The organism is Mesorhizobium cantuariense (assembly GCF_042647205.1).
In the GTDB taxonomy this organism is placed as follows: Bacteria; Pseudomonadota; Alphaproteobacteria; order Rhizobiales; family Rhizobiaceae; genus Mesorhizobium; species Mesorhizobium cantuariense.
In genome coordinates, this window is the sequence record NZ_JBHRVD010000001.1 from 4385209 (window position 1) to 4411369 (window position 26161).

At 62.4% G+C, this 26161-nt stretch carries 25 protein-coding genes and 1 pseudogene; 7 read left to right on the forward strand and 19 right to left on the reverse strand.

From position 1 onward, the window contains the following. The first annotated feature begins 24 nt into the window (after positions 1-24). Complete coding sequence (locus ACFOJ9_RS21225) at positions 25-1107, forward strand: transposase (protein ID WP_056580349.1); 1083 nt, start codon at positions 25-27, stop codon at positions 1105-1107. A 328-nt stretch (positions 1108-1435) separates the two neighbouring features. Here ACFOJ9_RS21225 and ACFOJ9_RS21230 read toward each other — a convergent pair whose 3' ends face one another. Together ACFOJ9_RS21230 and ACFOJ9_RS21235 are read right to left on the reverse strand one after the other, a co-directional pair. Then, on the reverse strand, positions 1436-3904 hold the full coding sequence (locus tag ACFOJ9_RS21230; RefSeq protein WP_378981005.1) for a hypothetical protein: 2469 nt from the start codon (positions 3902-3904) through the stop codon (positions 1436-1438). Beyond that, the gene (locus ACFOJ9_RS21235) at positions 3904-4215 is read right to left on the reverse strand and encodes a hypothetical protein (protein WP_378981007.1); all 312 of its coding nucleotides are present in this window, start codon (positions 4213-4215) and stop codon (positions 3904-3906) included. The genes ACFOJ9_RS21230 and ACFOJ9_RS21235 overlap by 1 nt, the downstream gene beginning before the upstream one ends. 80 nt (positions 4216-4295) lie before the next feature. On the opposite strand from ACFOJ9_RS21235, the pseudogene ACFOJ9_RS21240 reads away from it, so the two are divergent. Further along, positions 4296-4751: pseudogene (locus ACFOJ9_RS21240) on the forward strand (IS630 family transposase); the annotation flags it as partial. 205 nt (positions 4752-4956) lie between these two features. Here the strand turns inward: ACFOJ9_RS21240 and ACFOJ9_RS21245 are convergent. The 3 genes from ACFOJ9_RS21245 to ACFOJ9_RS21255 form a co-directional block, all read right to left on the reverse strand. Beyond that, positions 4957-5946 carry a Coat protein gene (locus ACFOJ9_RS21245; protein ID WP_378981009.1) on the reverse strand — a complete coding sequence of 330 codons (990 nt, stop codon included), beginning with the start codon at positions 5944-5946 and terminating at the stop codon, positions 4957-4959. Between the two features lie 175 nt (positions 5947-6121). Beyond that, positions 6122-7033 (reverse strand): hypothetical protein, encoded by a 912-nt coding sequence (locus ACFOJ9_RS21250; RefSeq protein WP_378981011.1) that lies wholly within the window; start codon positions 7031-7033, stop codon positions 6122-6124. Between the two features lie 211 nt (positions 7034-7244). Then, on the reverse strand, positions 7245-7814 hold the full coding sequence (locus tag ACFOJ9_RS21255; RefSeq protein ID WP_378981013.1) for a hypothetical protein: 570 nt from the start codon (positions 7812-7814) through the stop codon (positions 7245-7247). Between the two features lie 256 nt (positions 7815-8070). Here ACFOJ9_RS21255 and ACFOJ9_RS21260 point away from each other — a divergent pair, with 256 nt between their 5' ends. Further along, positions 8071-8385, forward strand: coding sequence for a YMGG-like glycine zipper-containing protein (locus ACFOJ9_RS21260; RefSeq protein ID WP_378981015.1), 315 nt, complete (start codon positions 8071-8073; stop codon positions 8383-8385). A 349-nt stretch (positions 8386-8734) separates the two neighbouring features. Here ACFOJ9_RS21260 and ACFOJ9_RS21265 read toward each other — a convergent pair whose 3' ends face one another. The 5 genes from ACFOJ9_RS21265 to ACFOJ9_RS21285 form a co-directional block, all read right to left on the reverse strand. Beyond that, entirely contained in the window at positions 8735-9208 is a 474-nt protein-coding gene (locus ACFOJ9_RS21265) for a hypothetical protein (protein ID WP_378981017.1), read from the reverse strand. Between the two features lie 278 nt (positions 9209-9486). Next, entirely contained in the window at positions 9487-9915 is a 429-nt protein-coding gene (locus ACFOJ9_RS21270; protein ID WP_378981019.1) for a hypothetical protein, read from the reverse strand. Positions 9916-10092: 177 nt separating this feature from the next. Further along, the gene (locus tag ACFOJ9_RS21275) at positions 10093-11709 is read right to left on the reverse strand and encodes a hypothetical protein (RefSeq protein ID WP_378981021.1); all 1617 of its coding nucleotides are present in this window, start codon (positions 11707-11709) and stop codon (positions 10093-10095) included. Between the two features lie 696 nt (positions 11710-12405). Further along, entirely contained in the window at positions 12406-12729 is a 324-nt protein-coding gene (locus ACFOJ9_RS21280; RefSeq protein ID WP_378981023.1) for a Bbp19 family protein, read from the reverse strand. Then, positions 12726-14480, reverse strand: a complete 1755-nt coding sequence (locus tag ACFOJ9_RS21285; RefSeq protein WP_378981025.1) for a portal protein — start codon at positions 14478-14480, stop codon at positions 12726-12728. Before ACFOJ9_RS21285 ends, ACFOJ9_RS21280 begins: the two co-directional genes overlap by 4 nt. 298 nt (positions 14481-14778) lie before the next feature. Between ACFOJ9_RS21285 and ACFOJ9_RS21290 the strand changes: the two genes are divergently transcribed. Then, positions 14779-15393 carry a class I SAM-dependent methyltransferase gene (locus ACFOJ9_RS21290; protein WP_378981027.1) on the forward strand — a complete coding sequence of 205 codons (615 nt, stop codon included), beginning with the start codon at positions 14779-14781 and terminating at the stop codon, positions 15391-15393. 335 nt (positions 15394-15728) lie between these two features. Here the strand turns inward: ACFOJ9_RS21290 and ACFOJ9_RS21295 are convergent, their stop codons facing one another. The 3 genes from ACFOJ9_RS21295 to ACFOJ9_RS21305 all read right to left on the reverse strand — a co-directional run bounded on the left by ACFOJ9_RS21295 (position 15729) and on the right by ACFOJ9_RS21305 (position 18167). Continuing rightward, positions 15729-16811 carry a transposase gene (locus ACFOJ9_RS21295; RefSeq protein WP_056580349.1) on the reverse strand — a complete coding sequence of 361 codons (1083 nt, stop codon included), beginning with the start codon at positions 16809-16811 and terminating at the stop codon, positions 15729-15731. A gap of 257 nt (positions 16812-17068) precedes the next feature. Then, positions 17069-17638 (reverse strand): hypothetical protein, encoded by a 570-nt coding sequence (locus ACFOJ9_RS21300; protein WP_378981029.1) that lies wholly within the window; start codon positions 17636-17638, stop codon positions 17069-17071. Positions 17639-17834: 196 nt separating this feature from the next. Beyond that, entirely contained in the window at positions 17835-18167 is a 333-nt protein-coding gene (locus tag ACFOJ9_RS21305; protein WP_378981031.1) for a GYD domain-containing protein, read from the reverse strand. A gap of 158 nt (positions 18168-18325) precedes the next feature. Here ACFOJ9_RS21305 and ACFOJ9_RS21310 point away from each other — a divergent pair, with 158 nt between their 5' ends. Further along, positions 18326-18697, forward strand: coding sequence for a nuclear transport factor 2 family protein (locus tag ACFOJ9_RS21310; RefSeq protein ID WP_378981033.1), 372 nt, complete (start codon positions 18326-18328; stop codon positions 18695-18697). 141 nt (positions 18698-18838) lie between these two features. On the opposite strand, the gene ACFOJ9_RS21315 is transcribed toward ACFOJ9_RS21310, so the two are convergent. Next, the gene (locus ACFOJ9_RS21315; protein ID WP_378981035.1) at positions 18839-19642 is read right to left on the reverse strand and encodes a class I SAM-dependent methyltransferase; all 804 of its coding nucleotides are present in this window, start codon (positions 19640-19642) and stop codon (positions 18839-18841) included. 351 nt (positions 19643-19993) lie between these two features. Between ACFOJ9_RS21315 and ACFOJ9_RS21320 the strand changes: the two genes are divergently transcribed. Beyond that, positions 19994-20920, forward strand: coding sequence for an IS110 family transposase (locus ACFOJ9_RS21320; protein ID WP_378987930.1), 927 nt, complete (start codon positions 19994-19996; stop codon positions 20918-20920). 132 nt (positions 20921-21052) lie between these two features. Here the strand turns inward: ACFOJ9_RS21320 and ACFOJ9_RS21325 are convergent, their stop codons facing one another. The 5 genes from ACFOJ9_RS21325 to ACFOJ9_RS21345 all read right to left on the reverse strand — a co-directional run bounded on the left by ACFOJ9_RS21325 (position 21053) and on the right by ACFOJ9_RS21345 (position 24813). Beyond that, the gene (locus ACFOJ9_RS21325; RefSeq protein WP_378981037.1) at positions 21053-21808 is read right to left on the reverse strand and encodes a phage terminase large subunit family protein; all 756 of its coding nucleotides are present in this window, start codon (positions 21806-21808) and stop codon (positions 21053-21055) included. 579 nt (positions 21809-22387) lie between these two features. Next, the gene (locus ACFOJ9_RS21330) at positions 22388-23083 is read right to left on the reverse strand and encodes a terminase large subunit domain-containing protein (RefSeq protein ID WP_378981038.1); all 696 of its coding nucleotides are present in this window, start codon (positions 23081-23083) and stop codon (positions 22388-22390) included. Continuing rightward, positions 23022-23426 carry a hypothetical protein gene (locus ACFOJ9_RS21335; protein ID WP_378981040.1) on the reverse strand — a complete coding sequence of 135 codons (405 nt, stop codon included), beginning with the start codon at positions 23424-23426 and terminating at the stop codon, positions 23022-23024. Before ACFOJ9_RS21335 ends, ACFOJ9_RS21330 begins: the two co-directional genes overlap by 62 nt. Further along, complete coding sequence (locus ACFOJ9_RS21340) at positions 23419-23889, reverse strand: hypothetical protein (protein ID WP_378981042.1); 471 nt, start codon at positions 23887-23889, stop codon at positions 23419-23421. The genes ACFOJ9_RS21335 and ACFOJ9_RS21340 overlap by 8 nt, the downstream gene beginning before the upstream one ends. Before the next feature lie 267 nt (positions 23890-24156). Then, positions 24157-24813, reverse strand: coding sequence for a type II toxin-antitoxin system RelE/ParE family toxin (locus ACFOJ9_RS21345; RefSeq protein WP_378981044.1), 657 nt, complete (start codon positions 24811-24813; stop codon positions 24157-24159). A gap of 363 nt (positions 24814-25176) precedes the next feature. Here ACFOJ9_RS21345 and ACFOJ9_RS21350 point away from each other — a divergent pair, with 363 nt between their 5' ends. Next, on the forward strand, positions 25177-26148 hold the full coding sequence (locus ACFOJ9_RS21350) for an IS1595 family transposase (RefSeq protein ID WP_378981046.1): 972 nt from the start codon (positions 25177-25179) through the stop codon (positions 26146-26148). The last annotated feature ends 13 nt before the right edge of the window (positions 26149-26161 follow it).

Sequence of the window (26161 nt, forward strand, 5' to 3'; positions counted from 1 at the left end):
AATCGGTTGTGATTCTACGCTGCGATGACTCACGAATCGCTTGTAGATGACGGCTGGGCCGAGACGATTGAGCTCCTCGGCGGTGAAGAGTTGATTGCAGGGAGTGCCCGCGAGACGAAGGCGTTTCTGCGGCCGCGGGGCGTCAGGTCGGCTACTGATCTGTTGCGCCTGACACTGGCTTACTGCCTTGGCAAGGTGGGCATGCGGGGCGTCGTGGCCTGGGCGGCGGCAAGCGGGATCGCCGACATCTCGGACGTGGCGTTGCTCGGCCGGCTGCGCAATGCAGGGCCGTGGCTGCAGCAGTTGATCGGGCACCTTTTGAAGCGCGAGGAGGAAGGCTTGCCTAAGGGCCGGCTGATCCGCATCCTCGATGCGACATCGGTTGCCAAGGCGGGTGTGCATGAGAAGAAGAACAATGGCCTTTGGCGTATGCACTGCGCCTTCGATCTTGAGCGCGAGCAGTTCGATTTCCTCGAGATCACCGACCAGAGCGAGGCCGAGCTGATCGACCGCGTGCCGGTGGTGCCGGGCGAGATCCGCATCGGCGACCGCGCCTATCTGCAGGCCGAGCGGATCGCAAAGGTCATGGCGCAAGACGGCGACGTTGTCGTGCGCGCGCCGTGGAAGAATGTGCGATGGCTCGACGCCAACGGCAAGGCGTTCGATCTCATCGGCCACCTGAAGAGCTGCCGGGAGGAGGTCATCGAAACGCCTGTCTGGCTGGGCCTCAAGAAGGGCGAGCCCCTGAAGATGCGCCTGATCGCCTTGCGCAAATCCGAGGCTGCGACACAAGAAGCGCGGCGCAAAATCAACAAGGAAGCCAAGGCCAAGGGCAAGCAGGTTCAACCGGAGACGCTGATTGCCGCCGGCTTTGTCATCCTTGTGACCTCGCTTGACCAGGAGGAGTTTCCCTCCGGCACAGTTCTCAAGCTCTATCGCATGCGCTGGCGCATCGAGCTCGCCTTCAAGCGTCTGAAGAGCCTGATCGGACTGCGCGCGCCTCCAGCCAAAGACCCAAGGATCGCAAAGCCTTGGATTCTTGCCCACTTCCTCATCGCGCTTGTGACCGAACCCCTTTCGCAGGAGTTGGGTGTCTCTCCCCCTTGAGCGACGGGCGCCCGCTGCTGTGGCGCGCCACCCGCCAGATCGTCGCCTCTCTGATCGCAGCGATCTTTGCTCAACCTCCCTTGGCAGCCCTGCGCCAAAATCTCCATGCCTTGCGACATCGATGGCGTGAGCCACCACGAAAGCGCAAATTTCAGTCCATGCCGAAGCTATCTTAGCGCATATGCCCTCAAGGGGGGAGATCACCAACTTCAACGCCGGCGCTCTAACAGGCTGTTGAAAAACTGTTTTGTTCACGGAACGTATCAGAATCAGACCAAGCACAAATCAGAGTCAAACCGGGTATCTCCGATCCTTTTTCAACAGCCTGCTAAGGCTCGGCGTCAAACACCGGCGTGAACGCGCGGATCGTGCAGGGCGTCGGGTTGACGTGGCGGATCCTCACCCGGCCCTGCCCTTCCCAGCTGTCGTCGATCGGCACCTCGACATTGCCGGTGAACAGGCGTGCCCGACCATCCGGCGCGACGATCGAGGGCATGCGCACCGGCTCCCAGCGGCCGCGCATGAAGGACTGCACCTGGAGCCCCGTCGTGTCGGTCTCGAGCAGCGACAGGATCACCTTCGCCACCTTCTTGCGGCGGCCGATGATGGAGCCGTCGCGGCCGCCAACATCGAGTTCCAGCGTGTCGGCGCCCGCCGCATAGGGCAGGCCGAGCTGCCACTTGGCGGCGGTCGAGCCGCCCGGCAGCGTGACAGTGCCACCGCCGCTGACGGTCAGCCCGCGATAGACTTTTCCGTCGGCCAGCACATCGACGGATTGGCCGGCGAGATGCATGGCGCCGCCCACCGTGGTGACGGGAAGGCCCGTATAGCTGAGGCCGCAGTCGACCTCGAAGGCGTCCGCGATGGCGCCATATTCAAACGGTGCGGTCTTGATCTCGATATAGCGCCTGGTCACACCGCCTATGGTACGCTTGACGATCAGCCAGAGGTCGTCATTGCCGTCCTGGCCGGGGGTGACCGCAGCACTCTCGACAACCGCCCAGCCAGACCCGCCAAAGGCGCCGCCCAGGCGATGCCGATGCATACCGCGCACCTCCTGGCTCGGCTGATGGGTATAACCGCCAAGCTCGCCATTCTCGAGCGGGAACCACAGCAACGGGTCGGGGTCGGTCTGGAAGGCCAGTTCGACCACGCCCTTCTTCGGGATATGCTCGGAAATCTGGCCAACATCGTCCGAAGCAAAACGGCTCTGCGCCGTCTGCGTCAGCTCGGCGATCGATTTGCGCGAACGCGTGACATAGAGGAACGACTGGCCGGCATCGACCGGGCGGATGCGGGCGCAGCCGAAGGTGCGCGAACGCCGATTCTTGAACGAGGACGGCGTCAGCGCCTCATCTATGCCCGAGCCCGAAAGCGCGCGGATGCCGCCTGAGGTGCCGATCAAGAGTGCGCCGTCGCTGTCGGCGATCCAGACGATGTCGTTGGCCTGGCCGCCGCCGGCCTGGACGAACTCCAGCGCGTCGTCGTCCTTCTCGCCCAGCGCGAAATTGTCGAAGTCGCCGGTGGCCGAGGCATAGACGGAGAACTTCCGGCTAAAAGCCAGGCGTTCCTCATAGAGCGAGCCGCTCTCCATATACTTCCCCGGCACGAGCGTGCCGAGCCGCCAGCGGGATACCGGGTTGAGGTCTGGCAGGGCATGGCCATACATGCGGATCGTGACGATTGTGGTGCTGGCGTGCGCTGCGATCTTGGCCCAGCGCCAGCGGCCATCGGAAGCGTAGAGGCGAATAGCGCGCCCGACATCCGAGGTTTGGAACCCTGCGCCATTGTTGATGCCGACGATCGAGGAAGCCGTCAGGTTGAACGGCGTCATCAGGTCGCCGTCCTCGTTCGGCGCCCATTCGGCGAGGGCCGCGTTGGTGCTGTCCGGCCCGCCACCACCTTCGAAATCCAGCCGCAGATATTCGAACGGCGTCCTATTGGAGAATTCGAAATACCGGCGTTCGGAAGCACTCCATCCTGTCTGGCCTTGCTGCGAGTCGATCGTAACCCAAGTGGAGCCGTCGTTCGAGCCCTGCACTTCCCACTGGGTCGGCATGTCCTCTGCTCGACCGGCAGCACCCGGCGCTTGGATCCAGTAGGCGTTGCACACTTTTTGCGCGGAACTTGCCAGCCGGTACTGAACCCATGCCCCGGTTCCCCCGGTGAGCACGCTCATTGTCTTGCTGTCTTTGTCGAACAACTGCCAGGCATCGCCCGTCGCATTCACGCTGGACACCGTGCCGCCTGGGACAGTCAGGCTGCTCATCTTCGGAACAAACGAGCCGTAGCTGGCCGGCGTCAGCGTTGTCGCGGTCTCATTGATCGGATCATAGGGGCCGTCGGCGATCTCGTAATCGGTGAGCGCCCACGCCGTGTGCGCGGTGCGTGTCAAAACCTTCGGCGGATAATCCCTGTGCGTGATCCACATCTGGTCGGCCGACTGGACATAGGCGAGATCGAACAGATCTGCCTCGAGATAGAGCGAGGCGACCTCCACCGTGCCGACGCGCGCGCCATAGGCGTAGACCCGGATATACTGGTCGCCGAATTCGAGCGCGTAGGCCTGATCGGCCGAGAAGATGAACGGGATCAGTCGCGTTTTCTTCGCGGAAATCTTCACCTCGCCGGCAAAATAAGTGCCGCCGCGCTTGCGGATGCCGCCATGCGGCAGGGTGACGAAGTTCTCGCATTTCGACAGCGCCGCCCGATAGAAATCGAGCGAGGCGCGTGCGTGCAGGCGCGGCGAGATCTCGCCGCGGGTGAAGACGTCCTGGATCGGGTACAGCGTTGTCATCAGCGCACAATCCTGCTGTCGCCGCGCTGGCTGGACCACGACGCGGTGTAGAGCCGGCCGCCGCGCTGGATGGCGTTGGCGTTGAGCCCGGCGTCCAGTGCCCGGTCATAGGCCGAGCGGGCAATGTCGATCATGCCCGATTTGTGGGTCAGCGGATGCGCCACCTTGGTGGCAAGAGCGGCCACCAGCACCTCGGTGAACAGCGCATCCCAGTCGTTCGGATCAGTGAGGTTGGCGACGTAGCGGATGGTCAGCGGGCCAGACCGGTCGGAATAGATCAGCCCCGCCTCCTGGCGCCAGGAGATCGGCACGCCGTCCGGCTCGCCATTGTGGGTCAGCGGCAGCGGTCGCAGGCAGTCGGCCGGCAGCTCGTAGGCGAAGGTCAGGCCGCTGGGCGCCGGTGGGCCAGCGCATCAAGGCCAAAGTGCCGCACGGCCACTGGAAGACCATGACCTTCCTGGCCGCGCTGCGCCACGATCGCGTCGATGCGCCTTGGCTGATCGATGGGCCGATCAACGGCGAGAGGTTCCTCCTCTATGTCGAGAAGGTTCTCGCGCCGACCCTCCAGCCGGGGGATATAGTCATCATGGACAATCTCGGCTCGCACAAAGGCAAGGCGGTGCGCCGCGCCATACGCGCCGCCGGCGCAAGGCTCTTCTTCCTGCCGAAATACTCGCCCGACCTCAATCCGATCGAGCAGCTCTTTTCAAAGCTCAAGCACTGGCTGAGAAAGGCCGCAAGCCGAACCGTCGAAGCCGTCTGCGACGCGATCGGCCAAACCCTCAATCGCGTCACACCGGCAGAGTGCTCACACTACTTCGAAAACTCCGGCTATGACCGAAACTAATCTCATCCCGCTCTAGTGGGGAGATTGGACGTCACCTCGGCTTTCGCCAATCACCAACGTTGAAGGAAAAGCGAAGCGCAGAAACTACCAATCTCCCCTGAGGGGGAGATGTCCGGCAGGACAGAGGGGGGCGCAAAGGAATGCTGTCAGTACGAGATAGGCAAGGGGCGGGAGCTCATCGCCCCCGCCCCCCGCCCTGGCCCGCTCAGGCCTCGGTTGTCTTCAACGCAATAAACGTCATGTTCTTGACGCTCGACGCGCTGCGGTCCCAGTTCGCCGCCAGCGCGAGTTCCGCATCGGTGGCGAATTCGCCGGCCGAGGAGGCGTCGAGGAAGCGGGTGCCCGGCACATGCGGCACGAAATGCCGGCGGCCGACCATTTCGGTCACGCCGCCACCATGGCCCTGGCGCGGCTTGCGGTCGAACTCCAGCGGGCCGCCTTCGGTGTTGACCGGCAGCTCGTTCCACAGGATCGCCTTGTCCTTGAACATGAAGGCGGTGTAGACGCCCGCGGCCTGCGGAATGTCGTCGTCGACCACGGCCCGCAGCCCCATATAATAGGGGATCAGCGGCCCGCCCTGCTCGGACGACGGCACATAGTCGATGAGGTCGGCGAGCTTCAGCGCCTTCATCTGCTTGGAGTGCATCCAGATCGTCTTGAACTTGTCCGCGCGGTCGCCCATCAGATAGGCGGCCTCGATGATGTCGGTGTCGACGATGGAGGCACCGGTGGTGCGGACAAGATCGCCGCCATCATTGGCGATGTTGTCGGCGACGACGCCTTTCAGGATGCCGAGCAAGGTCAGCTTGTTGGCGCGCTGCCAGTACTCGGTCTGCCGCTTGACGATCAGCTTCTGCGGATCGTCGCCCGCCAGGATCGAGGTCAGGTCCGGAACGCCCCACGCCTGGGCGCGGACATTGCGGGCGGCGACCTCGCGGCGCGAGCCGATCTTCTTCATCTCGATGGAATCGGCCGGATCGTCATTGACCGGTTCGGACGGGTCGTTGCCGAGATCCTTCCAGCCGGGCATGTCGACCGAGCGGCCGCCCATCGACAGTTTCGAGGAGATGGCCGGGTCGGAAAACAGGATTCCGGCCTGGTAGATTTCGAGCGACTGGACATGTTCCTCGAAAGCATATTGCGCATAGACGGACGGAACGATCGCGTCCGCGATACGGGTGTAGGCATCTGCCATTTTTCTCTTCCTTCAGGTTGGTTTGGCGGAGAAGGTGTGTTGAGATTCAGGTCAGGCCGAGTCGAAAACGTTGACTTTCGAGAACCGGAGCGGAGCGGACATTTGGGTCCGTGAGCACCGGAAGCGCAGAAAGCCATCGTTTGCAGGCCGGCATCACCTGAATATCGACACAGCTTCAGCGCGGGTTGTTGGGCATCCACTGATCCGGGTTCTCCCCGGCCTCGCGAGCCAGCCGCCGGGCGCGGGCGGGGTCGCTTTTGACGAGGGCTGAAATGGCCGTCAGGTTGCGTTCGCCGGCGGCATTGCGCTTGAACGGATTGCCTCGGCTCAAGACCGCACCGCCATCGATCGTGTCTTCGCGGAACATCGCCTCGCCGATCGCCTGAAACGCCTTGGCGATCTGCGGATCGGTCAGCGCCCCGTCAGGCAGAAGGATGCCCTTCGCCTTGTAGGCGTCGACCAGGCCGAGCTTCTTCATCGCCCGGTTGGCGACCTCGAGCTTTTGGCGAAAGCCGTCGCTGTCGGCCGGTCCCCAGTCCCTGACAAGGTCGTCATGGGTGGCTTCCACCGAGCGAGCCAGTGCGATCTCCTGCACCTTCGCCTGCTCGGCCATGTAGCCGACGAACCTGTCGTGATAGGCCTGCGCGATCTTCGGCGAAGCACCCGCCTCGACCGCCCAGGCCTTGGAGGCATTGGCGAGTTCGTCCGAATAGGCGAAGTTTTCCGGCAGGCCTTCCGGCCTGAGGTATTCGACCTTTTCGGACGAGGTGACTGGACGCATGGTCTCGGGCAACCGGGCATGAAACCTATCCCAGTCTTCCCGAGGCGCGTCCGGGGCGGGAACGCGCAGGCTCTCACCCTGCTGCCGCTCCAGCTCCGCATAGGATGTGAAAACCCGATCGAGGCTTTCAGGCTTGGTCCAGCCCTTGGTTTCAGCGAGCTTGCGGTTGCCTTCGGAAAGACCGTCAAACCAACTTTTGGCGACAGGCGCGGCGGACCCGTTGTCCGCGCCTGCCGGTGACTGTGCCGGGTTGCCCGCCGGCTGCGCACGCGCCGCCACGGACCCGGCGTCTGCCAGATCTGTCATGAGATGTTCCTTTGTTGAGGTGTGAGGATAGGAGCCGGTGCCAAAGCTTGGTATCTCCCCCCTTGAGGGGGAGATGGCCGGCAGGCCAGAGGGGGTCGCCGCGCGTTGAGCGCCGACTTCGTCTGTCTCGAAACAGGGAGTCGCGTCCGGTCGCACGGACCCCCTCTGTCGCCTTTGGCGACATCTCCCCCTCGAGGGGGGAGATTAGCGGCTAAACATCCCCCCAGTTCTCCCACAGCAGCGTGATCGTGCCCGTCACGGCAATCGTCCCGTCGGCGTCGATATCCGTGCCGGTGGCAAACGCCAGGTTGAGATAGAGATCGATCGGCGTCGTCGTGCCATCCAATGTCGCGGCGGCGGCGATGTCGGCGACCGAGGCGGTGGACAGTGCGGCGCCCACACCGTCGAGCGTGCGGGCGGTCGAGGCCAGCACATTGACCATGGTCGAGGCCAGCGTCGCGCTCGACGCAGGCGCTGAGCCGAGCGACCAGGTCAGCGCCGCATTGTCGTTGATGGTCGTCGCGCGGGTGGTCGGCACGGCGAACTGCAATCTTGCCGTACCGCCCTTGATGCGCACCTTGCCGTCGGCGAAATCAAAAATCTTCTGGCTGGCATAGGCCAGCGCATCCGTGCCCGGCACCTGCATGCCGGCGAAGGTGAAGACGGTGCGGTACGATCCGCCCTGCCCCGTGGTGACGGCTTTCAGGCCGGGCCTGGGCGGGGCAAGGCCGGCCTCGCGGGCGGCGGCACGGGCAAGCGTCCGGGGAAGACCTCGGGTCATGGCATTTCTCCATTTTTTCAGTGGCAATTCTGGCAGCCCGACCAATCAAGCCCCAACCGGGCCGACCATCGAAAGGTTGAATCATTTTGACAAGGAGCAGCGCTAGCGCCTTGTTCGAAAGAGGTGTTTTCGGCCGTCGGTCCATCAACGCCCGAGAAACCATGTCTTATATCGTGAGGCCTCGTGCCCCCGTTCCGCCGCAATGCGACCGCACGGGACGAGCCATAGGGATTCAGGCCTTCAAGGGAGACCGCACATGAACTTTCACAAAGCCATTGCCGCCGTGCTGATGATCGCGGCACTCGCAGGCTGCGCACAGACCGAGGGCCAGCAGCGCGCCGGAACCGGCGCGCTGATCGGCGGCGCCGGCGGCGCCCTCGTCGGCCAGGCCATTGGCGGCAACACTGAAAGCACGCTCATCGGCGCCGGCGCCGGCGCCCTGCTCGGCGCGGTCGTCGGCAGCTCCACCACGCCGCAGCGCCGCGGCGAACAGATGTGCCGCTACCAGGACCGCTACGGCCGCATCTACACGGCACCGTGCGACGACCGGTATTACAACGGCGATTATTGAGGCGCTGATCTTCCCTTCTCCCCCTGGGGAGAAGGTGGCCGCGCAGCGGCCGGATGAGGGGTGTTCCAGCTTGGCGACACCCCTTTTCCGACAGGCGACTTTGCGACACGATCGCCAGCGCCTCACTCCGTCCAGCACCCCTCATCCGTCTCGGCGCTACGCGCCGATCCACCTTCTCCCACAAGGGGAGAAGGTAAGCGTCAATGCCGGCGCCCTTACCCCGAAAGCAGTTCGAGGCATCGTCTGCCACTCGCATGTTGGGATAGCCCCACGACAGCGAGGCTTGACCGGAGATAGAATTCGCGATGCCGCCGCCAACCGCAATTCCAGTTTGCAGCGATCGTCCGTATTACCCTTTAAGCTCTGGCAAAATCTTCTCATCAAGGAATTTGAGGCGGCCGGCCAGCATTTCGGCGTTGGCGGGATTTGCGTCGACATTGACCGGTATCAATTTCGCCACTGACTTTCCCTGGCGCGCGGCCTCGACCCAGACTTCAAGGGCACCGACATACCCATCCAGCGCCTCAAATGGGGTCTTTCCATCGTCGGCTGGCAGGTACGTCGGCGGCACATCCCCGACGATCACCCATGTCCATGGGTTCACATCCGCTCGGCTGGTCTCTATCTCGAAGAGGAAAATATAGATTATCCCTTCCGCGCCGTAACCAAGATATTCACCCTTGATGGCCGATACCCATGTGTAGAATTCGAGATATTGGCGCGCCTCAATCCGGGCGGAATCAAGCTCATCGTCGCCGGTGCTGACATCGGCCGGAGGCAGACGTGTGACGCTGCTTAAGTCGGGTTTGGCAGTGTGCTCCATGACTAACTCCCTTGCCACCTTTGTATAGCCCAGCGTCTGTGGTCTCCGGCATCCCGATGCCGTTCTATATGGTCACGATTGGTGGATGGACGCTCGGGTCGAGAACGGTGTTTTTGCCAATCCCGCCAGCGACGTTCGGCCTTATTTTAAAGTATCCGATCGACCCGGTCGGATGCCTCCGTGCCGCCTCACGTGTCGCTTCGGCGAATTTCGCCCTCAGGCCAGCAATCCATCGCATCAACGCCGCCCCTCCCAAGAGCCGCCAGGCTAAGAACACATCAAGACGCTTCAAAAGGCTCAATCAAGGCATTGGAGATCCCCAATGGCTTGAGGGCATCGAGAATGCGCTCGGAAACGACTAGGCGAAGATCTTTCGCTATTCCGAAATCATCGCGACCGGCCTCCCCGTTCACTTTCAGCCATACGAAGGGCGGAAGCTTCTGGTCCGGTTGCATTTCCTCGAACAATTCAGAAGTGGTCACCTCGACCTTATCGAAGGTTACGCCTGAAAATTCACTCTTGAGAATTTTCTCTTTCACATCTTCGGTGACAAGGTAGCACGGGAATGACGTCACCATACTATCGCCCAGCCATCCATCAAACTCATAATGCAAACGAGTTATGAGAGGAGGATGAACACTAGCGTCCAAAATGACGTTATCGCCAAAACCGCCAGACACCTCTGGCTCGAGATAATAGTATTTCATTTCTTACCTATTGATGGATTGAAGAGGTGGCCATATTTCTGATCTATTTCGGTGGCTTTTTCTAGCAACTTCTGCAATGTGGTCGTGGGATTTTGCCTGTAGAACGCGTCCCATTCGCGCCGAATGGTACTTAGATGCAACGTGGAATTCAATTGCTTCGGTATTCCTCGGAGATTTTCAAGCGAATGCATCATCTCCTTGTTCATAATTCCAGCGTATATCTTTAGTGCTTTTTGCTCTATCCGATGATGGACAAATACAACTCCAACTAATTTCGGATATTCCTTGAAGAATGTCTTTTTGATATTTTTTGGAGAAGGATCTTAAAACCGGATCAATTACTTCATCGGAGATCTTTCCTCCTTTAAGGAAATTGGCGCCCAACCACCGAAGGCCTGCGACCCCGCCGGCCGTTGCTCCGGAGGCGGAAGTAACCGGCAGCTGACCAACCGCATCTAACGGGTCGTCGCGCAGATCCCGGAGAAACAACCCAATGTCATGCGGGGCTCGGCCCAGGGCCTCGAAACTCTCGCTGAGATAGTTGCCGAAGTCGTCCGCGGCTTGTTGGAATGCAGACCGGGGTTCGCCAGGGTGCGCCGATGGCGGCCGTCCTTGCCCCGTCGCAGTCGTGATGATCGGATCGACTTGGGTCGGCCCGGAAAGGCCAGCTTGATCCAATTGCCGAGACAGGGCCTCGCGAGCACCCGGATTGGGCGCTGCTGCCAGAAGATCATGCAGGATGACGTCCTTCTCAGCCTGCGGCACGTCTTCGTCGCTAAAGGTGTCGGCAAGGCTTTGGACAACGGCCCTTGGTAGAGGTTGAGGGGTCTCGACGCCCAGTTGCCTCTGGGCTGCGACAGAGACGGCGATGGCCCATCTGTACGCCGCCGGATTGCTGGTCTCCGATTTGTGGTCTGGGCTCGTTGTCGCCTTCCACGCGGCGTCGACATTGGGGAAGACCTTGCGAACGTAGCCAGCAGGGTCCGCCCGCCTCATGCCCAGAGTCTTGAGCGCAGCGGCAGCCGTAACCCGATACCGTGTCTGCTCTTCGTTGGAGCTGACCGGCCCAGGCTCCGCATCGCGCAGCGCTGCGTGGATCGCCTGGTTGGGCATCGTCCGCATACCAAAGGCTTGGCGGCCGACATCCATCTTCACGCTGAAGTCCTGGTACCGATTGCCGCCCTCCTCGGCGCCATAAACGGCCGCGAAGTCAGCGGGGCTGGGCATCTTGCCGGAATAGCTGCCCGTATTGGCGATTGCGTCCGGGGCGTTCTGCGAAGCGAGGGCGATGTTGGTGCGCGCCTCGATCAGTTGGACCGTGGTCGCGGCGTGCGCCTGGTCGATCAGTCGCTGAACGTCATCTGGAGATAGGTCGGCGAGATGGTCGGCTGCCGGCTTGGTCACGATCGGATCGGGCGTCGGAGCACGGCCCTCAAACGCCTGCGCCACGGCTTCATCAGGTGTTTTCTTGCCGAGGCGGTCGCCGAAGGCATCGCTGCCGGAGGCCGGCATCCCGACACCAAACATCTCAAGCGCGCGTTTCGGATCCTTGGCGATCAGCGCCTCGAACCGCGTCTTGGCCGCGGTGCCGAACCAATCCTTCACCTTCTGTTGTCTGATCCCTGGGTCGAGCCCCATCTTGTCGATCAGGTCGAGGCCTTCCTGGCGGGCTGCTTCGAAGGTGACGGGATCGTCGGGGTTGGCGTTGCCGATGGCGATGGCGCTGGTCTTGAGCGCCGTGTCGACCTGCGCCTGCTCGTAGTCCTGACGCCGCTGAAGCTGCCGCTGCGCCATGCGCCGCGCGCCAACCGCGCGCATCGCCTCCTTCTGCCTGGCGAAGTTGGCGCGCTGGCTCTCGGGCATACCAGGCAATGCATCGTCGAACAGCGTGTCGAACAGGCTGTCTTGACCACCCGGCCGTTGCGCGGATCGACCTGGCCGTACATGGTCTCATGCAGGCCGGCACCATCGGCCGGCGCATTTGCCGCCACCTCGTCTTCCGCCTGCGTGATCCGGCCGTTGAACCGGCGACGCGCCAGTTCGGCATCGAACGCCTCTTGCTGGTCCTTCATCTGCTGATAGCGCGCGGCGACAGCGGAAAACTGGTCGCCAAGACCCTGCATGGCGCCGCCGATCGACGATCCCTGCGGGTATTGCACCGCATTGCCGGTATCGAGCCGGCGCTGGGCAATGGAGAGGGGGATGATGTGGACCATTGGCTGTTTTCCTGCCCAACTGGCTTTGAACAAAAGCTGCGCTGGCGATCACGGCACGGCCGGGTCGCACGCACGCTGGCTGTCGCGGAGTTCTGTCGGATCGACTTTTCTGGAAAAATCCTGGAGCAGCGGTGCTGCCTTGTGGGTCGGTGGACCTCGTCGTCAGCGCGACCACGTCGCAGAGCGCAGCGACCGCTATCTCGGGCGCGCCCGATTAATCGGAATGTCGGCGGGACAGAGGGGGGCGCCGTAGGGCACCAGCGTCCGCGAACGGCTACCGCTCCTCCGCCCGTGCCGCCTTCTCCAGCGCCGCAAGCTGCGCCTCGTCCAGGGTCAAAAACCCCATAATGTGCTGCACCACCTCGGCCCGCGCATTGCTCAGCGCGCTGTGCAGTTCGAACCCATTGGGCGTCCGCGTCCGCGCCATCCACTCGCCATAGGACGGGCGGCGATAGTAGCCGGTCGTCGCCGCGAGATCGGCGAGCACCATCTCGCCGTCCTCGCCGGAAAACACGCGGAGATAGGCCTTGGCCAGCGCATCCCGCGCCCTGGCAGGACTGCCGGCCTGGCCGGAATGAGCGAAGCGTTTCCGGCTCATGCGCCGTTACCCGCCGGGCCGACGGGCTGCCCGCTTTGGCCACCGCCGCCCAGCATGTCTTGCAGCCCGTCGAGCAACCCGCTGTCGCGCGCCTGCACGGCTGCAGGCACCGCATCCTTCGCGGCCTTCCCAGCGGTGGCGATCGCCGCCATGCCGGCCTGCGCCTGGCTGGCCTTGGCGCGCGCATCGCGCAGACCGTCGACTTCCTCCTTGCGGCGAAAAATGCGCTGCGGGCTGCGGCCGGCGCTCTGCACGATCTTGATCGCCTCGTCGCTGTCGATGTTGTCCATGACGCCGGGGTCGAACTGCGCCATCTGCATGGCCGTCGTCACCACCTGGATGGTGTCGCGCGCTTCGGCCGAGCGGCGCAGCACGTCGAGCGGGCCGGTGAAGGTGGGGCGCACCGCCTTGCCGGCGAGGCTTTCCGGCGGCAGGAAGCGGCTGTCCTCGTCATACAGCCCCTTGTCCTCGAGAATGCCGAGCTCGCGGTCGAGATTGGTGGCAAAACCCGCCTGGATGATCGAGCCGGACGGCCCGAGCAGCGCGCCCTTTTCCTCTTGCCTGATCAGCGCTTCGGTCGCCGTCATCTGCGGGTTCTGCACCAGCGTCTGGAACAGATTGACGAACATCATGTCGCGGATCTCGTCGGCGCGGCTCTGCGCGTAGTTGAAGGCATAGGTCGGGTTCTGCCCGGTGGTGATCGGCGCGATCAGCGGCCTGCCATTGTCGTCGATCAGGCCGGGATAATTCTCGCCGGGGTTGAGCACCGGCACATAGTCGAGCCGGGCCTTCGAGGCGGTCGCCGGATCGGTGATCTGCTGCAGCGCGCGAAGCCCCGAGCGGCGCACGGCGTTTTCCTCGCGCACGGTCGTCAGCGCCTCGATAGCAGGCGAGATGCCATAGGGGTCGCCCTCATAGCGGCGCCAGTTGAAGGTCGACACCGGAAAGGTGCGGAAGCCGCTTTCCCGCACGATTTCCTCCTCGTCCTCGATGACGTGGTAGGAGGCGAAGGTCGTGTCGAGATATTGGTACTGGCCGCCCAGCCGATACATCTTGCGCTCGTCGCGCGGCTGGATGCACTGGGTCAGCGAAATCTTCGTCTCGCTTTTGGCCGGATCGTCGACCAGCACTTTTATGCGCGCCGGCAGCTTGTCATAGCCGAGCAGCTGTGCCGCCTGCCGCGCCGTGCGCTCGTAGCGGCGGTGGAAAATGTCGACCTGGCCCCAGCGGTTGCGGCTGAGATAGCCCTCGACCACGGGGATCGAGGCGTAGCGGATCAGCGTGGCGCCGAACCCTTCCTCGGCATAAAGATAGGCCGGGCCATAGCGCACGACATTGCGCAGGCAGGCTTGCGTGGCCGGCACGAAATTCGAATTGGCGGAGTAGCGCAGCGCAAACAGGAAATCGCGCAAACCTTCCGCCCATTCCTTTTCCTCGTCGGTCTCCTCGTCGTTCATGGCCGCCGTCGACAGGCCATGCCATTTTTCCGACTGCGGAATGATCAGGCTTTCCAGCCCCGCGGCCAGCCGGTTGGCGGCCGAGTTGATGGTGTTGGCATAGACGCGGGCGCCGCGCCGCTCCTGCCGCTCGGCCTGCGAGTCCGGGCTGCCGGTTCGGCGGCCGCTCCAGATATCGGGCGCATCGGGGTCGCAGAATTCCGCCACCTGCTCCCACACAGCCTCATACTGGCTGCGCTCGCTCTCGAGCTCGGACTGGCGGGACAGGATATCGCGGGCGCGGGAATCGGTCATGGGAGGCCTCGTTGAGGTGAGGAATGGAAAAAAGTTGAGAGCAGGCGGCGAAGCTGCTGATCTCCCTCCTTGAGGGGGAGATGGCCGGCAGGCCAGAGGGGGTCGTCTCGCGTGGAGCGCTAGCATTCTCTTTTCAAGCCTGAAGGTCGCGTCCCGTCGTACCGACCCCCTCTGTCGCCTTCGGCGACATCTCCCCCTCGAGGGGGGAGATTGGCAGCGTCGATGTCGCGCCTTGTCATCTTTTGCCCACTTGGCGGTGCTACGAATTTCTTGCGGCGGGGTTTTGGAGGAGGTCGATGTGACGACAAGCCTTGCCGGCACCCTGAAAAACCGCGGCAAACAGGTGGCCAAACGGCTGCTTGGCTATGATTCCCGCAACTGGCTGCGCATCCGCCAGATCGAGGCGTTCAGCCTCTTTCTCGAAGCCGGAAACCGCAAAGCTTCCGATGTGATCGAGATCTCACCCGGCTGGAACCGCTACTGGCGGGCGATGTGCCCCAATTACAGGTCGGTCGATTTCCCCGCCTTTGACATCTGCAAGGACCGCACCGATGAGCAATATTCCATCGTCATCGCCGACCAGGTGCTGGAACATGTGCAGCGGCCGCAGGCGGCGGTGCAAAACATCCACGCCATGACCCGGCCCGGCGGCTGGGCGATGGTGGCGACACCCTTCCTGTTTCGGGTGCACGCCAGACCGCACGACTACAACAGATGGACCCCCGCCGGCCTCAAGCAGCTGATGGTCGAGGGCGGCTTCGCGGAAGCCAACGTCAAGGTCCACGGCTGGGGCAACAAGGCCTGCGCCAGGGCCCACATCGGCGGCCCCGTGCGTGCCTACGGACTATGGCGGGATCTCAGCAACGACGAGGAATACCCGCTGATGGTCTGGGCGTTTGCGAAGAAGGCGTGAGAGAGACGCTGCTAATCTCCCCCCTCGAGGGGGAGATGTCGCCGAAGGCGACAGAGGGGGTCGGTGCGACCGACGCGACTTCATCTGCCGCAGGAGGTCGCGTCCCGTCGTACCGACCCCTCTGGCCTGCCGGCCATCTCCCCTCGAGGGGCATATGCGCTAAGATAGCTTCGGCATGGACTGAAATTTGCGCTTTCGTGGTGGCTCACGCCATCGATGTCGCAAGGCATGGAGATTTTGGCGCAGGGCTGCCAAGGGAGGTTGAGCAAAGATCGCTGCGATCAGAGAGGCGACGATCTGGCGGGTGGCGCGCCACAGCAGCGGGCGCCCGTCGCTCAAGGGGGAGAGACACCCAACTCCTGCGAAAGGGGTTCGGTCACAAGCGCGATGAGGAAGTGGGCAAGAATCCAAGGCTTTGCGATCCTTGGGTCTTTGGCTGGAGGCGCGCGCAGTCCGATCAGGCTCTTCAGACGCTTGAAGGCGAGCTCGATGCGCCAGCGCATGCGATAGAGCTTGAGAACTGTGCCGGAGGGAAACTCCTCCTGGTCAAGCGAGGTCACAAGGATGACAAAGCCGGCGGCAATCAGCGTCTCCGGTTGAACCTGCTTGCCCTTGGCCTTGGCTTCCTTGTTGATTTTGCGCCGCGCTTCTTGTGTCGCAGCCTCGGATTTGCGCAAGGCGATCAGGCGCATCTTCAGGGGCTCGCCCTTCTTGAGGCCCAGCCAGACAGGCGTTTCGATGACCTCCTCCCGGCAGCTCTTCAGGTGGCCGATGAGATCGAACGCCTTGCCGTTGGCGTCGAGCCATCGCACATTCTTCCACGGCGCGCGCACGACAACGTCGCCGTCTTGCGCCATGACCTTTGCGATCCGCTCGGCCTGCAGATAGGCGCGGTCGCCGATGCGGATCTCGCCCGGCACCACCGGCACGCGGTCGATCAGCTCGGCCTCGCTCTGGTCGGTGATCTCGAGGAAATCGAACTGCTCGCGCTCAAGATCGAAGGCGCAGTGCATACGCCAAAGGCCATTGTTCTTCTTCTCATGCACACCCGCCTTGGCAACCGATGTCGCATCGAGGATGCGGATCAGCCGGCCCTTAGGCAAGCCTTCCTCCTCGCGCTTCAAAAGGTGCCCGATCAACTGCTGCAGCCACGGCCCTGCATTGCGCAGCCGGCCGAGCAACGCCACGTCCGAGATGTCGGCGATCCCGCTTGCCGCCGCCCAGGCCACGACGCCCCGCATGCCCACCTTGCCAAGGCAGTAAGCCAGTGTCAGGCGCAACAGATCAGTAGCCGACCTGACGCCCCGCGGCCGCAGAAACGCCTTCGTCTCGCGGGCACTCCCTGCAATCAACTCTTCACCGCCGAGGAGCTCAATCGTCTCGGCCCAGCCGTCATCTACAAGCGATTCGTGAGTCATCGCAGCGTAGAATCACAACCGATTCCCCACTGCAACACCTATCTTAGCGCATATGCCCGCAAGGGGGGAGATTACCCCCGCCTTCTCATCACCCGTGCATGCCGTCTCCACACCCACCAATCCCACACACGCTTCCTGAAACTGCGCTTCATCGCGGTCATGGTCACATCCCCAACAGCACGCGGCGCTGGCCGGTGAGGCTGCCTGGCGCGAGGTCGGTCTTGATGGTGCCGGCGGTGCCGTTCCGCTGTTCGAGCTCAGCCCGAAGCGCGGCTTCCCGCGCCTGCACGTCCTTGTCCTGCGCCGTCGGCACCGGCGGCAACGGCTTCAGTTCCGGTGGTTTTTGAAACAGACACATGGTTCCAGCCTTCTCTTGTCCAGTCATAGAGGAAAAAATCTTCGCCGTTGCGGCCGTAGCCCGGCAGCAGGCAGCGTTGCGTGGCGCCCAGCCGGCCGAGCCAGCGCAGCGCCAGTTCATTGGCGGCCAGCGCCCGGGCCTCGACCCGCCAGGCGCCCCGCGCCGCAACCTGAGGCCCGAGCACAGTGTGAAAGAACCCGGTAATCCCAGGCACGCAGCGCTTCACGCGGCGCGTGCCCCAGCTCCAGGCGATCCACAGCCCGCCGCGCTGCTCGGCGGCGCCAAAGCCGGCCTCCGGATTGCCGTCCAACTCGGCGACATAGGCAAACCCCTGCAGCGCCGTCAGCGCCAGCAGCGCCGGCGACCAACGGTCAAGCTGGCAGTCGATCTCGGCGCGGTCTTCGGGGCGGAGATTGGCGGCGATGTAGGAGAGGTCGCGGAGCGTAGCGGGTATGATGCGAAGGGTCATGAGCGCACCGGAGCGGTGGAAGCCGCACCCGGCAGAAAATTGCCGGCGGTTTCAAAGGGTTGATGCCGTGATGGCGTTTAGTCCGGTTGGCGCCTAATGCATGTCGCCCAAAAGTGGCCCCGGTTTTGGGAGAACGACATGCATAAAAACAAAAACCTAAAGCGCGTCGCCTGAATCCGTTCAAACGCGACGCGCTTTAGGTTTGTTCTCCTGGTGGTCGATATCTGATCGACGACGCCTTTTGCAGTGCCACAAGCGTGTCCTCAACGGTCAGGAGGACGGTCGTCTGGACTGAACTCAGCGCTCCACCCGCGCCGATCGCGAGCGCAGTAGCCGCCATGGACACGTTATCGGGAGCCTCCCACAGATTATATCCGTCATGCTCACCAAAGGCGTACCAGAAGCCGTGCAACTTTCCGCCAACCGATTCAATGTACTGCTTCGCCGCTTCTCGGCGGTCCTCCGGGTTCTTGATGAGCTTCGCCCAAGTTGCCGGCGTGTAGCTGAACCGGGTCAGGTATAATGGCATGGTCTTATCCTCCCTGTTTCCCGGCTAAGTATACAGGAGTTCGGGCCTGACTGCGACAGCGGCTGCCGACACCGTCATGTCGAATTGGACCCTCACCGGCACCGTCGCCAGTGACTACTTCGAACGCGCACGCTATCGGTTATCCAGGAGACGGGCGAATGGACATTCGATCGACACTGACGCAGCTATGCGAAGCCTTCAACGCGCACGACCTCGAGCGCATCATGGCGTTCTTCGCCGACGACTGCGTCCTGGAGATGCCGAGAGGAGCCGAGCCCTGGGGAACGCGTTGCGAGGGCAAGCGCAACGTACGGGACGCGCTGGCGACACGCTTCGAAGGCTTGCCCGATGTCCACTACGGCAAATCAGAGCACTTTGCGGACGAGGCCGCCGATACCGGCATGTCGAAATGGACCCTCACCGGCACCACCCGCGAGGGCGTGAAAAAGGAAGTCCAGGGTTGCGACTTCTACACATTTCGCGACGGCAAGGTGATCCGCAAGGATTCCTACTGGAAGATCGTGGAGTAACTCACGGCGGCGGCGTCACCTGAAAGCCCCAGCGGATCGCTCTGCCCCGCCGACAGTTTGCGCCCGACAAAAATGCACTGTCACCGTAATTCGCAAGTCGCGATCGCGAAGATCGAAAGAGCAGGGCAGCGATGGAACACGTTAGCCTTCAGCTGTCGCCAAATTGGTGCTGAGCTCGAAAGCGAGTCCCGATCCATCGGCGTAGGGGCGCAGCGCGGGCGCACTTTCGCTCACGATGGCCTCCACGACGCGCTTGCGTTCCTGATCGCCCATTTCCCTGCCGACAGCACTCATGCCGACGAGGGCCATCGTGTTCAATCGCAGGAGGGGTGCGCCGTCCTGGAAGCGCATTGTGCGCGATACAGTCGTTAACCGGACTTCGTGGAAGCCGGCGTCCCGGAGCAGCGCCTCAGCGGGGGCCGCGTCGCCAAAGCTGTGCCGCTGATCCGCGATGGCGCCCAGGTGGCGCTCCGCCACGCGGCGCAGTTCCCGAAAGAACGGGATTTCATCGTCGGATCGCCATGTGGCTACCGCCAGCCTGCCGCCCTTCGCCAGCGCCCGCCGCATCTGCGCTGCCGCCGCGGGCTTGTCAGGAAAGAACTGCAGTCCCTGCTGGCAGACGACAACGTCGAACTGCTCTCCGTCATGGAGAGGCAGGGCGCTGGCATTGCCTTCGCGCCAGTCGATGCTCGGTGCCACGGCGCGCGCAACGGCAAGCATATCCGAACTGACGTCGATGCCGACGACGTATCCGGCGTCACCGAGCCGCTCCCTTGCAACGCGGGCCACTATTCCTGTTCCGCAAGCGATGTCGAGGACACGATCGCCTGGAGACAACGCCACCTCTTCGATAATCATTTCGGCCCACGGCCGGAAGAGAGGGCCTGCGAGCCACCGCTCGTACATCTCCGGGAAACTTGCCTGGCTCATCGCGTGGTTGGGCATCATTGCCTCCAATGGATCGACCTGAGATTGGCATATTTTGTGCCGACATATCGCCCAGAAAGTCCCGCACCGTAATTCCGGTGTTACGGACTACAGGCGCAGGGCCGGCGCCCTACCTCTTCGTCATCCTATGGCGGAGCAAGGAGCGGAGCGACGCAGCGCAGACCCGAGGATCCTGTGTGTAGTTCCGGTGCTATGGTTGAGGTGGGAAGGAGGCCGAGAGGATCCTGGTCGTCCCTTTCGGGACAGGCCGCGGCATGGCTCGGTCCCTTCCCACCGGTGAACCATCAACCTGAACAGTTGCACGGGGCTGTAACAAGCAGACCCCGCACCACAGGAAGAGGCGTGGACATGATAATGCAGAACTATGTCGGTTGCGACATCTCCAAGCAGTGGCTCGATTTTTTTGATGAGGCAAGCAGTCGCTGCCAGCGCATCGACAATAAGGCCGACGCGATCGCTGCCTATGTGGCAGGCCTTTGCCCCGATCGTGACTTCGTCGTCATGGAGGCGACAGGGGTCCATGACCGGCTGCTGCGCCATGCGCTGGCCAAGGCAGGCATCGCTTTCTCGCGGCACAATCCGACACACACCCACCACTATGCGAAGTCGACGGCACGACGCGCCAAGACCGATCCTCTCGATGCCAGGATGCTGAGCGGCTATGGCCGTCGCTATCACCCTGAAGCCGAGCCGGCGCCGCGCGAAGAAGGTGAACACCTTCAATCGCTTGCCCGCCATCGCGACCAACTGGTCGATATGCGGGCAGAGTTGAAGAAGCATCGCGGCGAAGCCTTCGACGCGATCGTCATCGCCGAGCTCGAAGAGCTGATCGCCACCTTCAACACACGCATCAAGGGGATCGAGAGCCGGATCGCCGAAGCCATTGGCAAAGTCGAGGATACTGCCCGCGACAACGCGCTGATGGTCTCCGTGCCCGGCGTCTCCAAGGTCACGGCATTCTCTCTGCTGGCGCATCTGCCCGAGCTCGGCCAGCGTTCACCCAAGTCGATCGCAGCACTCGCCGGCCTTGCCCCTTTCGACAACAAGAGCGGCAAGCTCAACCGAAGAAGCCAGATCCAGGGTGGCCGATCGCGCGTGCGCCGTGCCCTCTACATGGCAGCGCTGGGCGCAATCCGCGCCTGTGAGCGCTTCAGAACCTTCTACAGCGCCATCGCAGCCCGCTCAGGCTCAAAGAAGCTGGCTATCATCGCCGTCGCAAGAAAGCTCCTCGTCGTCCTCAACGCCATCATCCGGGATAAAAAAGCTTTCGCATGAACACAGTTGCCTGTGTGACCTTGGAGCGCTGCTACGGCGCAGAATTCTGACGTGCCGCGTTCCCCGGCTGATGTCGCGGCATGGATTCTCGGGTCAAGCCCGAGAATGACGAAGTGTGGGAGCCTTGCCCCCTCACCGAAAAGCCCCCAGCGGATCACTCTGCCCCGCCGGCCTTCTCGCCGCCTTGAACTCCGCCGGATCGACCACCGCCTCGCGCAGCATCATCACGCCATAGCGTGTCGCCGCCATCAGATCATCCCGCAGCTTGACCACTTGGCCGTCCTTGCGGTGGAACAGCCTAAACTCCTCGAACCAGTCGGCCAGCGTCGAAAACACCTTGAAGCGGCCGGATTGCATGCGGTCGAGCATCTCCATCAACCCGGCCTCGACCGAGACGGACCCGTCCGGGAATTGCGCGTGGCGCGACAGCATGTTCAGCCCGTGCGCTGAATACTGCCGGGCGAGCGCCACGCCCGCCCCTTCCAGCGTCTCGCGGCGACCGTCGCGCGGCCAGGCAAAGGGCAGCCATTCGCCCCACGGCTTCAGCGTCAGCGTCTGCATGGCCGGCGTCTGCTGCGAAGCGCGGGCAGCCTTTGAGACATAGACGACGTCGGCCTCCGTATCCCAGGCAAGCTCGACCGCGGCAGACGGATGATCCCAGCCGAAATCGAGCGCGCCTAGCCTGGGCCAGTAGCGCGGCAGCCGGAACGGCTCGCAGGAAATCAGCGCCTCGGCCACCGGAAAGATGCGGCCCGAGCCCAGCACCGGAATGCCGCGCGCGCGGGCCTCACGCTCATGCGCGGGATAAGCGGCAACGATCGCCGCGCGCTCCTGTGGCGAATAGTGCTCGGCATCGTCGATGGTCATGAAGGTGACGTGACGGGACATGATGACCTCGGTCATTGATGGCCAGGAAGGGTCAAACCAATCACTCTCAACGACCGCGTTCGACCGGTTAGTCTTTCAGCGTCGCTTGCCGGAGCTGCGTCGGTCAGTCGAGGCCAATGGGTATTTTCAATGGGACGCTAATATACATAGACGCTCCAACGAGCAGCGCCTGCCGAAGGCTTGAGGAATGCCATGCGAAGATTCATCTTCACGGCGATATGTATCGCCGCCGCGACAGCCGCTAGCGCCCATGATTGGTACGAAGACAAAATTGACCCGCAGATGAAATTCAAGTGTTGCTGTAGTTATGATTGCCGCGCCATACCTATATCTTCGGTGCGGTCCAGAATTGACGGTGGTTACATCTATTTGCCGCATAATTTTATCATCCAACCGGACAGCGTACAGGAATCCCCAGATGACCAATACCATATCTGCGAAAATACCTACGTCGTAACCAATCAGCTGTATTTACGTTGCTTTTTTGCACCTCGTTTAAAGGTCTCTCTATTTCTCCAGCGTTGAGGTAAATACCGACCATCGCTGCGACAGCACCGGCGCCTTGCGGGCGACTCTACTTCAACCCCCCGCCATCCCCTCCACCTGCGCCGCCGACAAAAACAGCAGCACCACATCCGACACCCCAAGCAGCGGCGTAAACGTCACGATCGTTATACCGCCCGTCGCATTGGTGCGGGTCAGACCTTCGGAATAGATGTCCAGCGGCGGTTCCTCGTCGAACCAGACGCCGTGCAGGGTTTCGCCCTGCCATTTCTCGCGGCCCTTTTCGAAACTCTTGAACGACAGCACCGATTCATCGGCCTGCACGTCGCCGCCGCCGCCCCAGCGCACCACGACGCTGTCGAGCGCGCCCGGCGCGCCGCGGCCCATCGCGGTCTGCAGGATGGCGTCGGCGGGGATCATGCCGGTGCCCCAGGCCGCCTGCTGCTGCGGCGGGCCGACCAGCACACGCTGCGGATTGTCGCGCGTGCCTTCGCCGGTCACACCCGCCGCCCACAGCCTGACGCTTGAGTCAAAAACCTTGCCTTGCCACCATTCGGGATAGCGGCCGGTCAGGTGCATGGCCCATTCCGCGCCACCGGCGCGGGTCTTGCCGAGCTGATTGCCGGCCATGAACAGCCGTTCGCGATTGGTGGCACCTGCCGCGTGAAACTGGGCCTGGCGTTGATACGGCCTGTAAGCGGCAAGAAGATTAGTCCGGCGCCTGCGGTCCAGCTCCGCCAGCAGCGCCAGATATTCCGTCTTCGCGGACATCACCGAGCTCTTCGAGGAACGGTTTGACGACGGCTTCGAGGGCGCGGATGCGGCTGCGGATCTCGTCATCGCTTAAGCCGTCCAATTGGTTGATCGTGGCATCAAAATCCTTGGGCAGTACCGAAAGCACGATCTTCAGATACTGGTCCGGCTTGTCGGCCCGCACCTCGGCAATGACGCCGGCGCCATGCGCGCGGAAATCGGCGCGCACGGCAGCCAGGAAATCATCGCCCAGTGTTTTCTTCGCACGCTTCGGGCGTGGCTTCCGCGCGACCGGGCTGGCGGCGGGGTTGCGCCTTGCCGGCTTGCGGCGCGTTGGCCCGGCGGCGGTCTTGTCAGTCATGGGCCTGGCCGTCCGCAGCGGAAATACCGATGCTCGGCGGCGCCGATCTGGCCCGGCTGGCCGGCTTCGTCGAGCGTGCGGATTTTTTCTTGGCCCGCTTCTTGGCCCGCGGGGCGCGCTTCGGCCTTGCCGCGCCGGCAGGCTTCGCCGCCTGGGCAGGCTCCGCCGCACCAACCCGCGCCTTGAGCCGCGCCATGACGAGACCGACAAGGTGCCCGGCGATGCCGGCTTGCGGGAACCCGAAGCCGCCGGCCTCGTCCCGCACCATGCCGATCAGCACATCCGGCGCCACCGGCTCGACACGGCCGAGGCGTGGCCGCGGCGCAGCGCCCTCGAATTCGCCAATGGCGCTGACGATCTCTTGGCCGTCATCTCCGGTGATGATGGTGGCGTAGCGTGTGGGCATGGGATTTCTCTTGCGGATGTTGCGTTCCTTGGCGCCCCCCTCTGTCCTGCCGGACATCTCCCCCTCTAGTGGGGAGATTGGCTGGCATCTCGGCTTTCGCCAATCGCCAACGTTGAAAGGAAAGGCGAAGCGCAGAAACTGCCGATCTCCCCCCTTGAGGGGGAGATGTCCGGCAGGACAGAGGGGGGCGCTGTTCCGCCCACATTTCAGTGCTGGAACAAGGCTGAGATCACCAAAAAAACCGCCTCGGCGGGTCGTTGCCGCGCGGCTCCGAAATCTCAGATGCAAATGCTCCGCCCACGCTTTCGTGACGAAAGGGGGCGATTAACCGACTTTACGAACCGAAGGCTCGTTCACAATCTCGCTGTGAAGGTCGCGCAGCGCGTTGACCATTTCGACCGGCCGAGAGTTGATCAGCAGAAGGTATGCGCGCATGGCCTGGACAGGCCTAGAGCGTCCTTGCTCCCACTGCTTCAACTGATCAAAGCCGAATCCAAACGTCGATGCGAAATCCTTCTGCGAAAGGCCGGTCTTGGTTCTGATTGCTTTAACGTCTATTTCGGCAGGGATGTGGAGCTTGTAGGGCTCGGCCTCGCCGCGAGCGATGGCCAACGCTTCCTGCAAGCCCTCCGCGATCTGATCGAATACCTTCTTGCTCATGCTCTTTCTCCACCTGCGGCAAGCGCTTGAACCCCGCATCGCATATTCGTCCACAATAGCCGTCGTCAGTTTCTTCAGACTGTTCCGCTCGGCCTTGGTAAGATTGACCTTTTGGCTTTTCCCAAAAACGGTTATGAGAAAAACGGGCAGGTCATTGCCCGTGTAAAACGTTATCGTGCGAACGCCTCCGCTCTTGCCTTTGTTGTTGCCACGAATCGCAAACCTTACCTTCCTGCAGCCGCCAGTCCCGACGATCTCTTCGCCGTCATCCGGGTTCGCTGCAATGTGGTCTACAAAGTCCTCAATGTCCTCTTGAGACATCCCGGCCACTGCAGCCGCACTGCGGAAGGTTCTCAGTTCCGATACCGTATGCATACCACGCATGAGTATGTAAACTACGCACCTTGTCAACTGGTAAACAGGCTAGGGGTTCCATCGTCGGAAACTGAGACCGGATAAAGATACGAGGGACTCGGGATGTCTCGCACGAGTGGGCGCGCTTGCTTTAAGGCATCACCAGAAACACAAAACCCGCCTCGGAGGCGGGTCGTGGCGCAAATCAGCACCATGGACAAATATATAGCACGGCTGCCCTCACCCCGTCAACGATTTTCTAAAATTCCTAATTATATACGTGACAAAGTACGGGACATTTGCTAGAAACATGGCAGGGAGCACCTAGCCATGAAACTCGACAGCCCAATCTTCCAAGACGCCGACGCAGCCCGCATCCATTTGGAAGCGCAGCGTTGGCCGCATGGCCCGAACTGCCCTCATTGCGGCAATGCTCAACCGTCCCGCATCACCAAGATGGTAGGCAAGGCGCATCGTCCCGGCCTGTACAACTGCATGGAGTGCCGTGAGCAGTTTACCGTCACTGTCGGCACGGTCTTCGAGCGCTCCAAGATCGCCTTGAACAAGTGGCTTCTGGCGACGTTCCTCATGGCGTCTTCCAAGAAAGGCATGTCCGCGCATCAGCTGCACCGCATGCTTGGCGTCACCTACAAGACCGCTTGGTTCATGGCTCATCGTATTCGCGAGGCTATGGCGGAAGACGTTAAGTCCGCTGGCCCGCTTGGTGGCGAGGGCAAAACCGTTGAAGCCGACGAGACCTACATTGGACGCGTCGACCGCGATTATCTTTCGCCGCAGCGCAAGGGCCAGCCGCGCTTGAAGCGCAAGATGAAGCCGAAGCGCACCGTTATCGGCCTTGTCGAGCGTGGCGGCAAAGCCCGCATGGTTCACGTCCAGCACGCCACCAAGGCCGTTGTGCGCGATATCCTTGTGCGCAATGCCGACCGCAATTCGACGCTCTATACCGACCAGTCCAAGCTCTACACCACCACCGGCGAGGAATACGCCTCACACAAGACGACCAATCATTCCGCTGGCGAATACGTCCGCTATGAAGACGGCGTGTCGATCCATTCGAACACGATTGAGAACGTGTTCTCAGTCTTCAAGCGCGGCATGATCGGCGTCTACCAGCATTGCGGGGAAGCTCACTTGCATCGCTACCTTGCTGAGTTCGATTTCCGTTACAATCGCCGCACCGCGCTCAAGGTCACCGACACCGAACGCCACGACCAGTTGCTTGCAATGATCGAAGGCAAGCGCCTTACCTATCGGCGGATTGGTGAAGGCGATCTCGCCTAAGCAGAAGGCGCGC

Bases quoted from the DNA above. Each gene is read 5' to 3' on its own strand.
- ACFOJ9_RS21225 (WP_056580349.1), top strand. From the start codon at position 25: ATGACTCACGAATCGCTTGTAGATGACGGCTGGGCCGAGACGATTGAG.
- ACFOJ9_RS21230 (WP_378981005.1), bottom strand. From the start codon at position 3,904: ATGACAACGCTGTACCCGATCCAGGACGTCTTCACCCGCGGCGAGATC.
- ACFOJ9_RS21245 (WP_378981009.1), bottom strand. From the start codon at position 5,946: ATGGCAGATGCCTACACCCGTATCGCGGACGCGATCGTTCCGTCCGTC.
- ACFOJ9_RS21250 (WP_378981011.1), bottom strand. From the start codon at position 7,033: ATGACAGATCTGGCAGACGCCGGGTCCGTGGCGGCGCGTGCGCAGCCG.
- ACFOJ9_RS21255 (WP_378981013.1), bottom strand. From the start codon at position 7,814: ATGACCCGAGGTCTTCCCCGGACGCTTGCCCGTGCCGCCGCCCGCGAG.
- ACFOJ9_RS21260 (WP_378981015.1), top strand. From the start codon at position 8,071: ATGAACTTTCACAAAGCCATTGCCGCCGTGCTGATGATCGCGGCACTC.
- ACFOJ9_RS21265 (WP_378981017.1), bottom strand. From the start codon at position 9,208: ATGGAGCACACTGCCAAACCCGACTTAAGCAGCGTCACACGTCTGCCT.
- ACFOJ9_RS21270 (WP_378981019.1), bottom strand. From the start codon at position 9,915: ATGAAATACTATTATCTCGAGCCAGAGGTGTCTGGCGGTTTTGGCGAT.
- ACFOJ9_RS21275 (WP_378981021.1), bottom strand. From the start codon at position 11,709: ATGGCGCAGCGGCAGCTTCAGCGGCGTCAGGACTACGAGCAGGCGCAG.
- ACFOJ9_RS21280 (WP_378981023.1), bottom strand. From the start codon at position 12,729: ATGAGCCGGAAACGCTTCGCTCATTCCGGCCAGGCCGGCAGTCCTGCC.
- ACFOJ9_RS21285 (WP_378981025.1), bottom strand. From the start codon at position 14,480: ATGACCGATTCCCGCGCCCGCGATATCCTGTCCCGCCAGTCCGAGCTC.
- ACFOJ9_RS21295 (WP_056580349.1), bottom strand. From the start codon at position 16,811: ATGACTCACGAATCGCTTGTAGATGACGGCTGGGCCGAGACGATTGAG.
- ACFOJ9_RS21300 (WP_378981029.1), bottom strand. From the start codon at position 17,638: ATGACCCTTCGCATCATACCCGCTACGCTCCGCGACCTCTCCTACATC.
- ACFOJ9_RS21305 (WP_378981031.1), bottom strand. From the start codon at position 18,167: ATGCCATTATACCTGACCCGGTTCAGCTACACGCCGGCAACTTGGGCG.
- ACFOJ9_RS21310 (WP_378981033.1), top strand. From the start codon at position 18,326: ATGGACATTCGATCGACACTGACGCAGCTATGCGAAGCCTTCAACGCG.
- ACFOJ9_RS21315 (WP_378981035.1), bottom strand. From the start codon at position 19,642: ATGCCCAACCACGCGATGAGCCAGGCAAGTTTCCCGGAGATGTACGAG.
- ACFOJ9_RS21320 (WP_378987930.1), top strand. From the start codon at position 19,994: ATGATAATGCAGAACTATGTCGGTTGCGACATCTCCAAGCAGTGGCTC.
- ACFOJ9_RS21325 (WP_378981037.1), bottom strand. From the start codon at position 21,808: ATGTCCCGTCACGTCACCTTCATGACCATCGACGATGCCGAGCACTAT.
- ACFOJ9_RS21330 (WP_378981038.1), bottom strand. From the start codon at position 23,083: ATGTCCGCGAAGACGGAATATCTGGCGCTGCTGGCGGAGCTGGACCGC.
- ACFOJ9_RS21335 (WP_378981040.1), bottom strand. From the start codon at position 23,426: ATGACTGACAAGACCGCCGCCGGGCCAACGCGCCGCAAGCCGGCAAGG.
- ACFOJ9_RS21340 (WP_378981042.1), bottom strand. From the start codon at position 23,889: ATGTCCGGCAGGACAGAGGGGGGCGCCAAGGAACGCAACATCCGCAAG.
- ACFOJ9_RS21345 (WP_378981044.1), bottom strand. From the start codon at position 24,813: ATGTCTCAAGAGGACATTGAGGACTTTGTAGACCACATTGCAGCGAAC.
- ACFOJ9_RS21350 (WP_378981046.1), top strand. From the start codon at position 25,177: ATGAAACTCGACAGCCCAATCTTCCAAGACGCCGACGCAGCCCGCATC.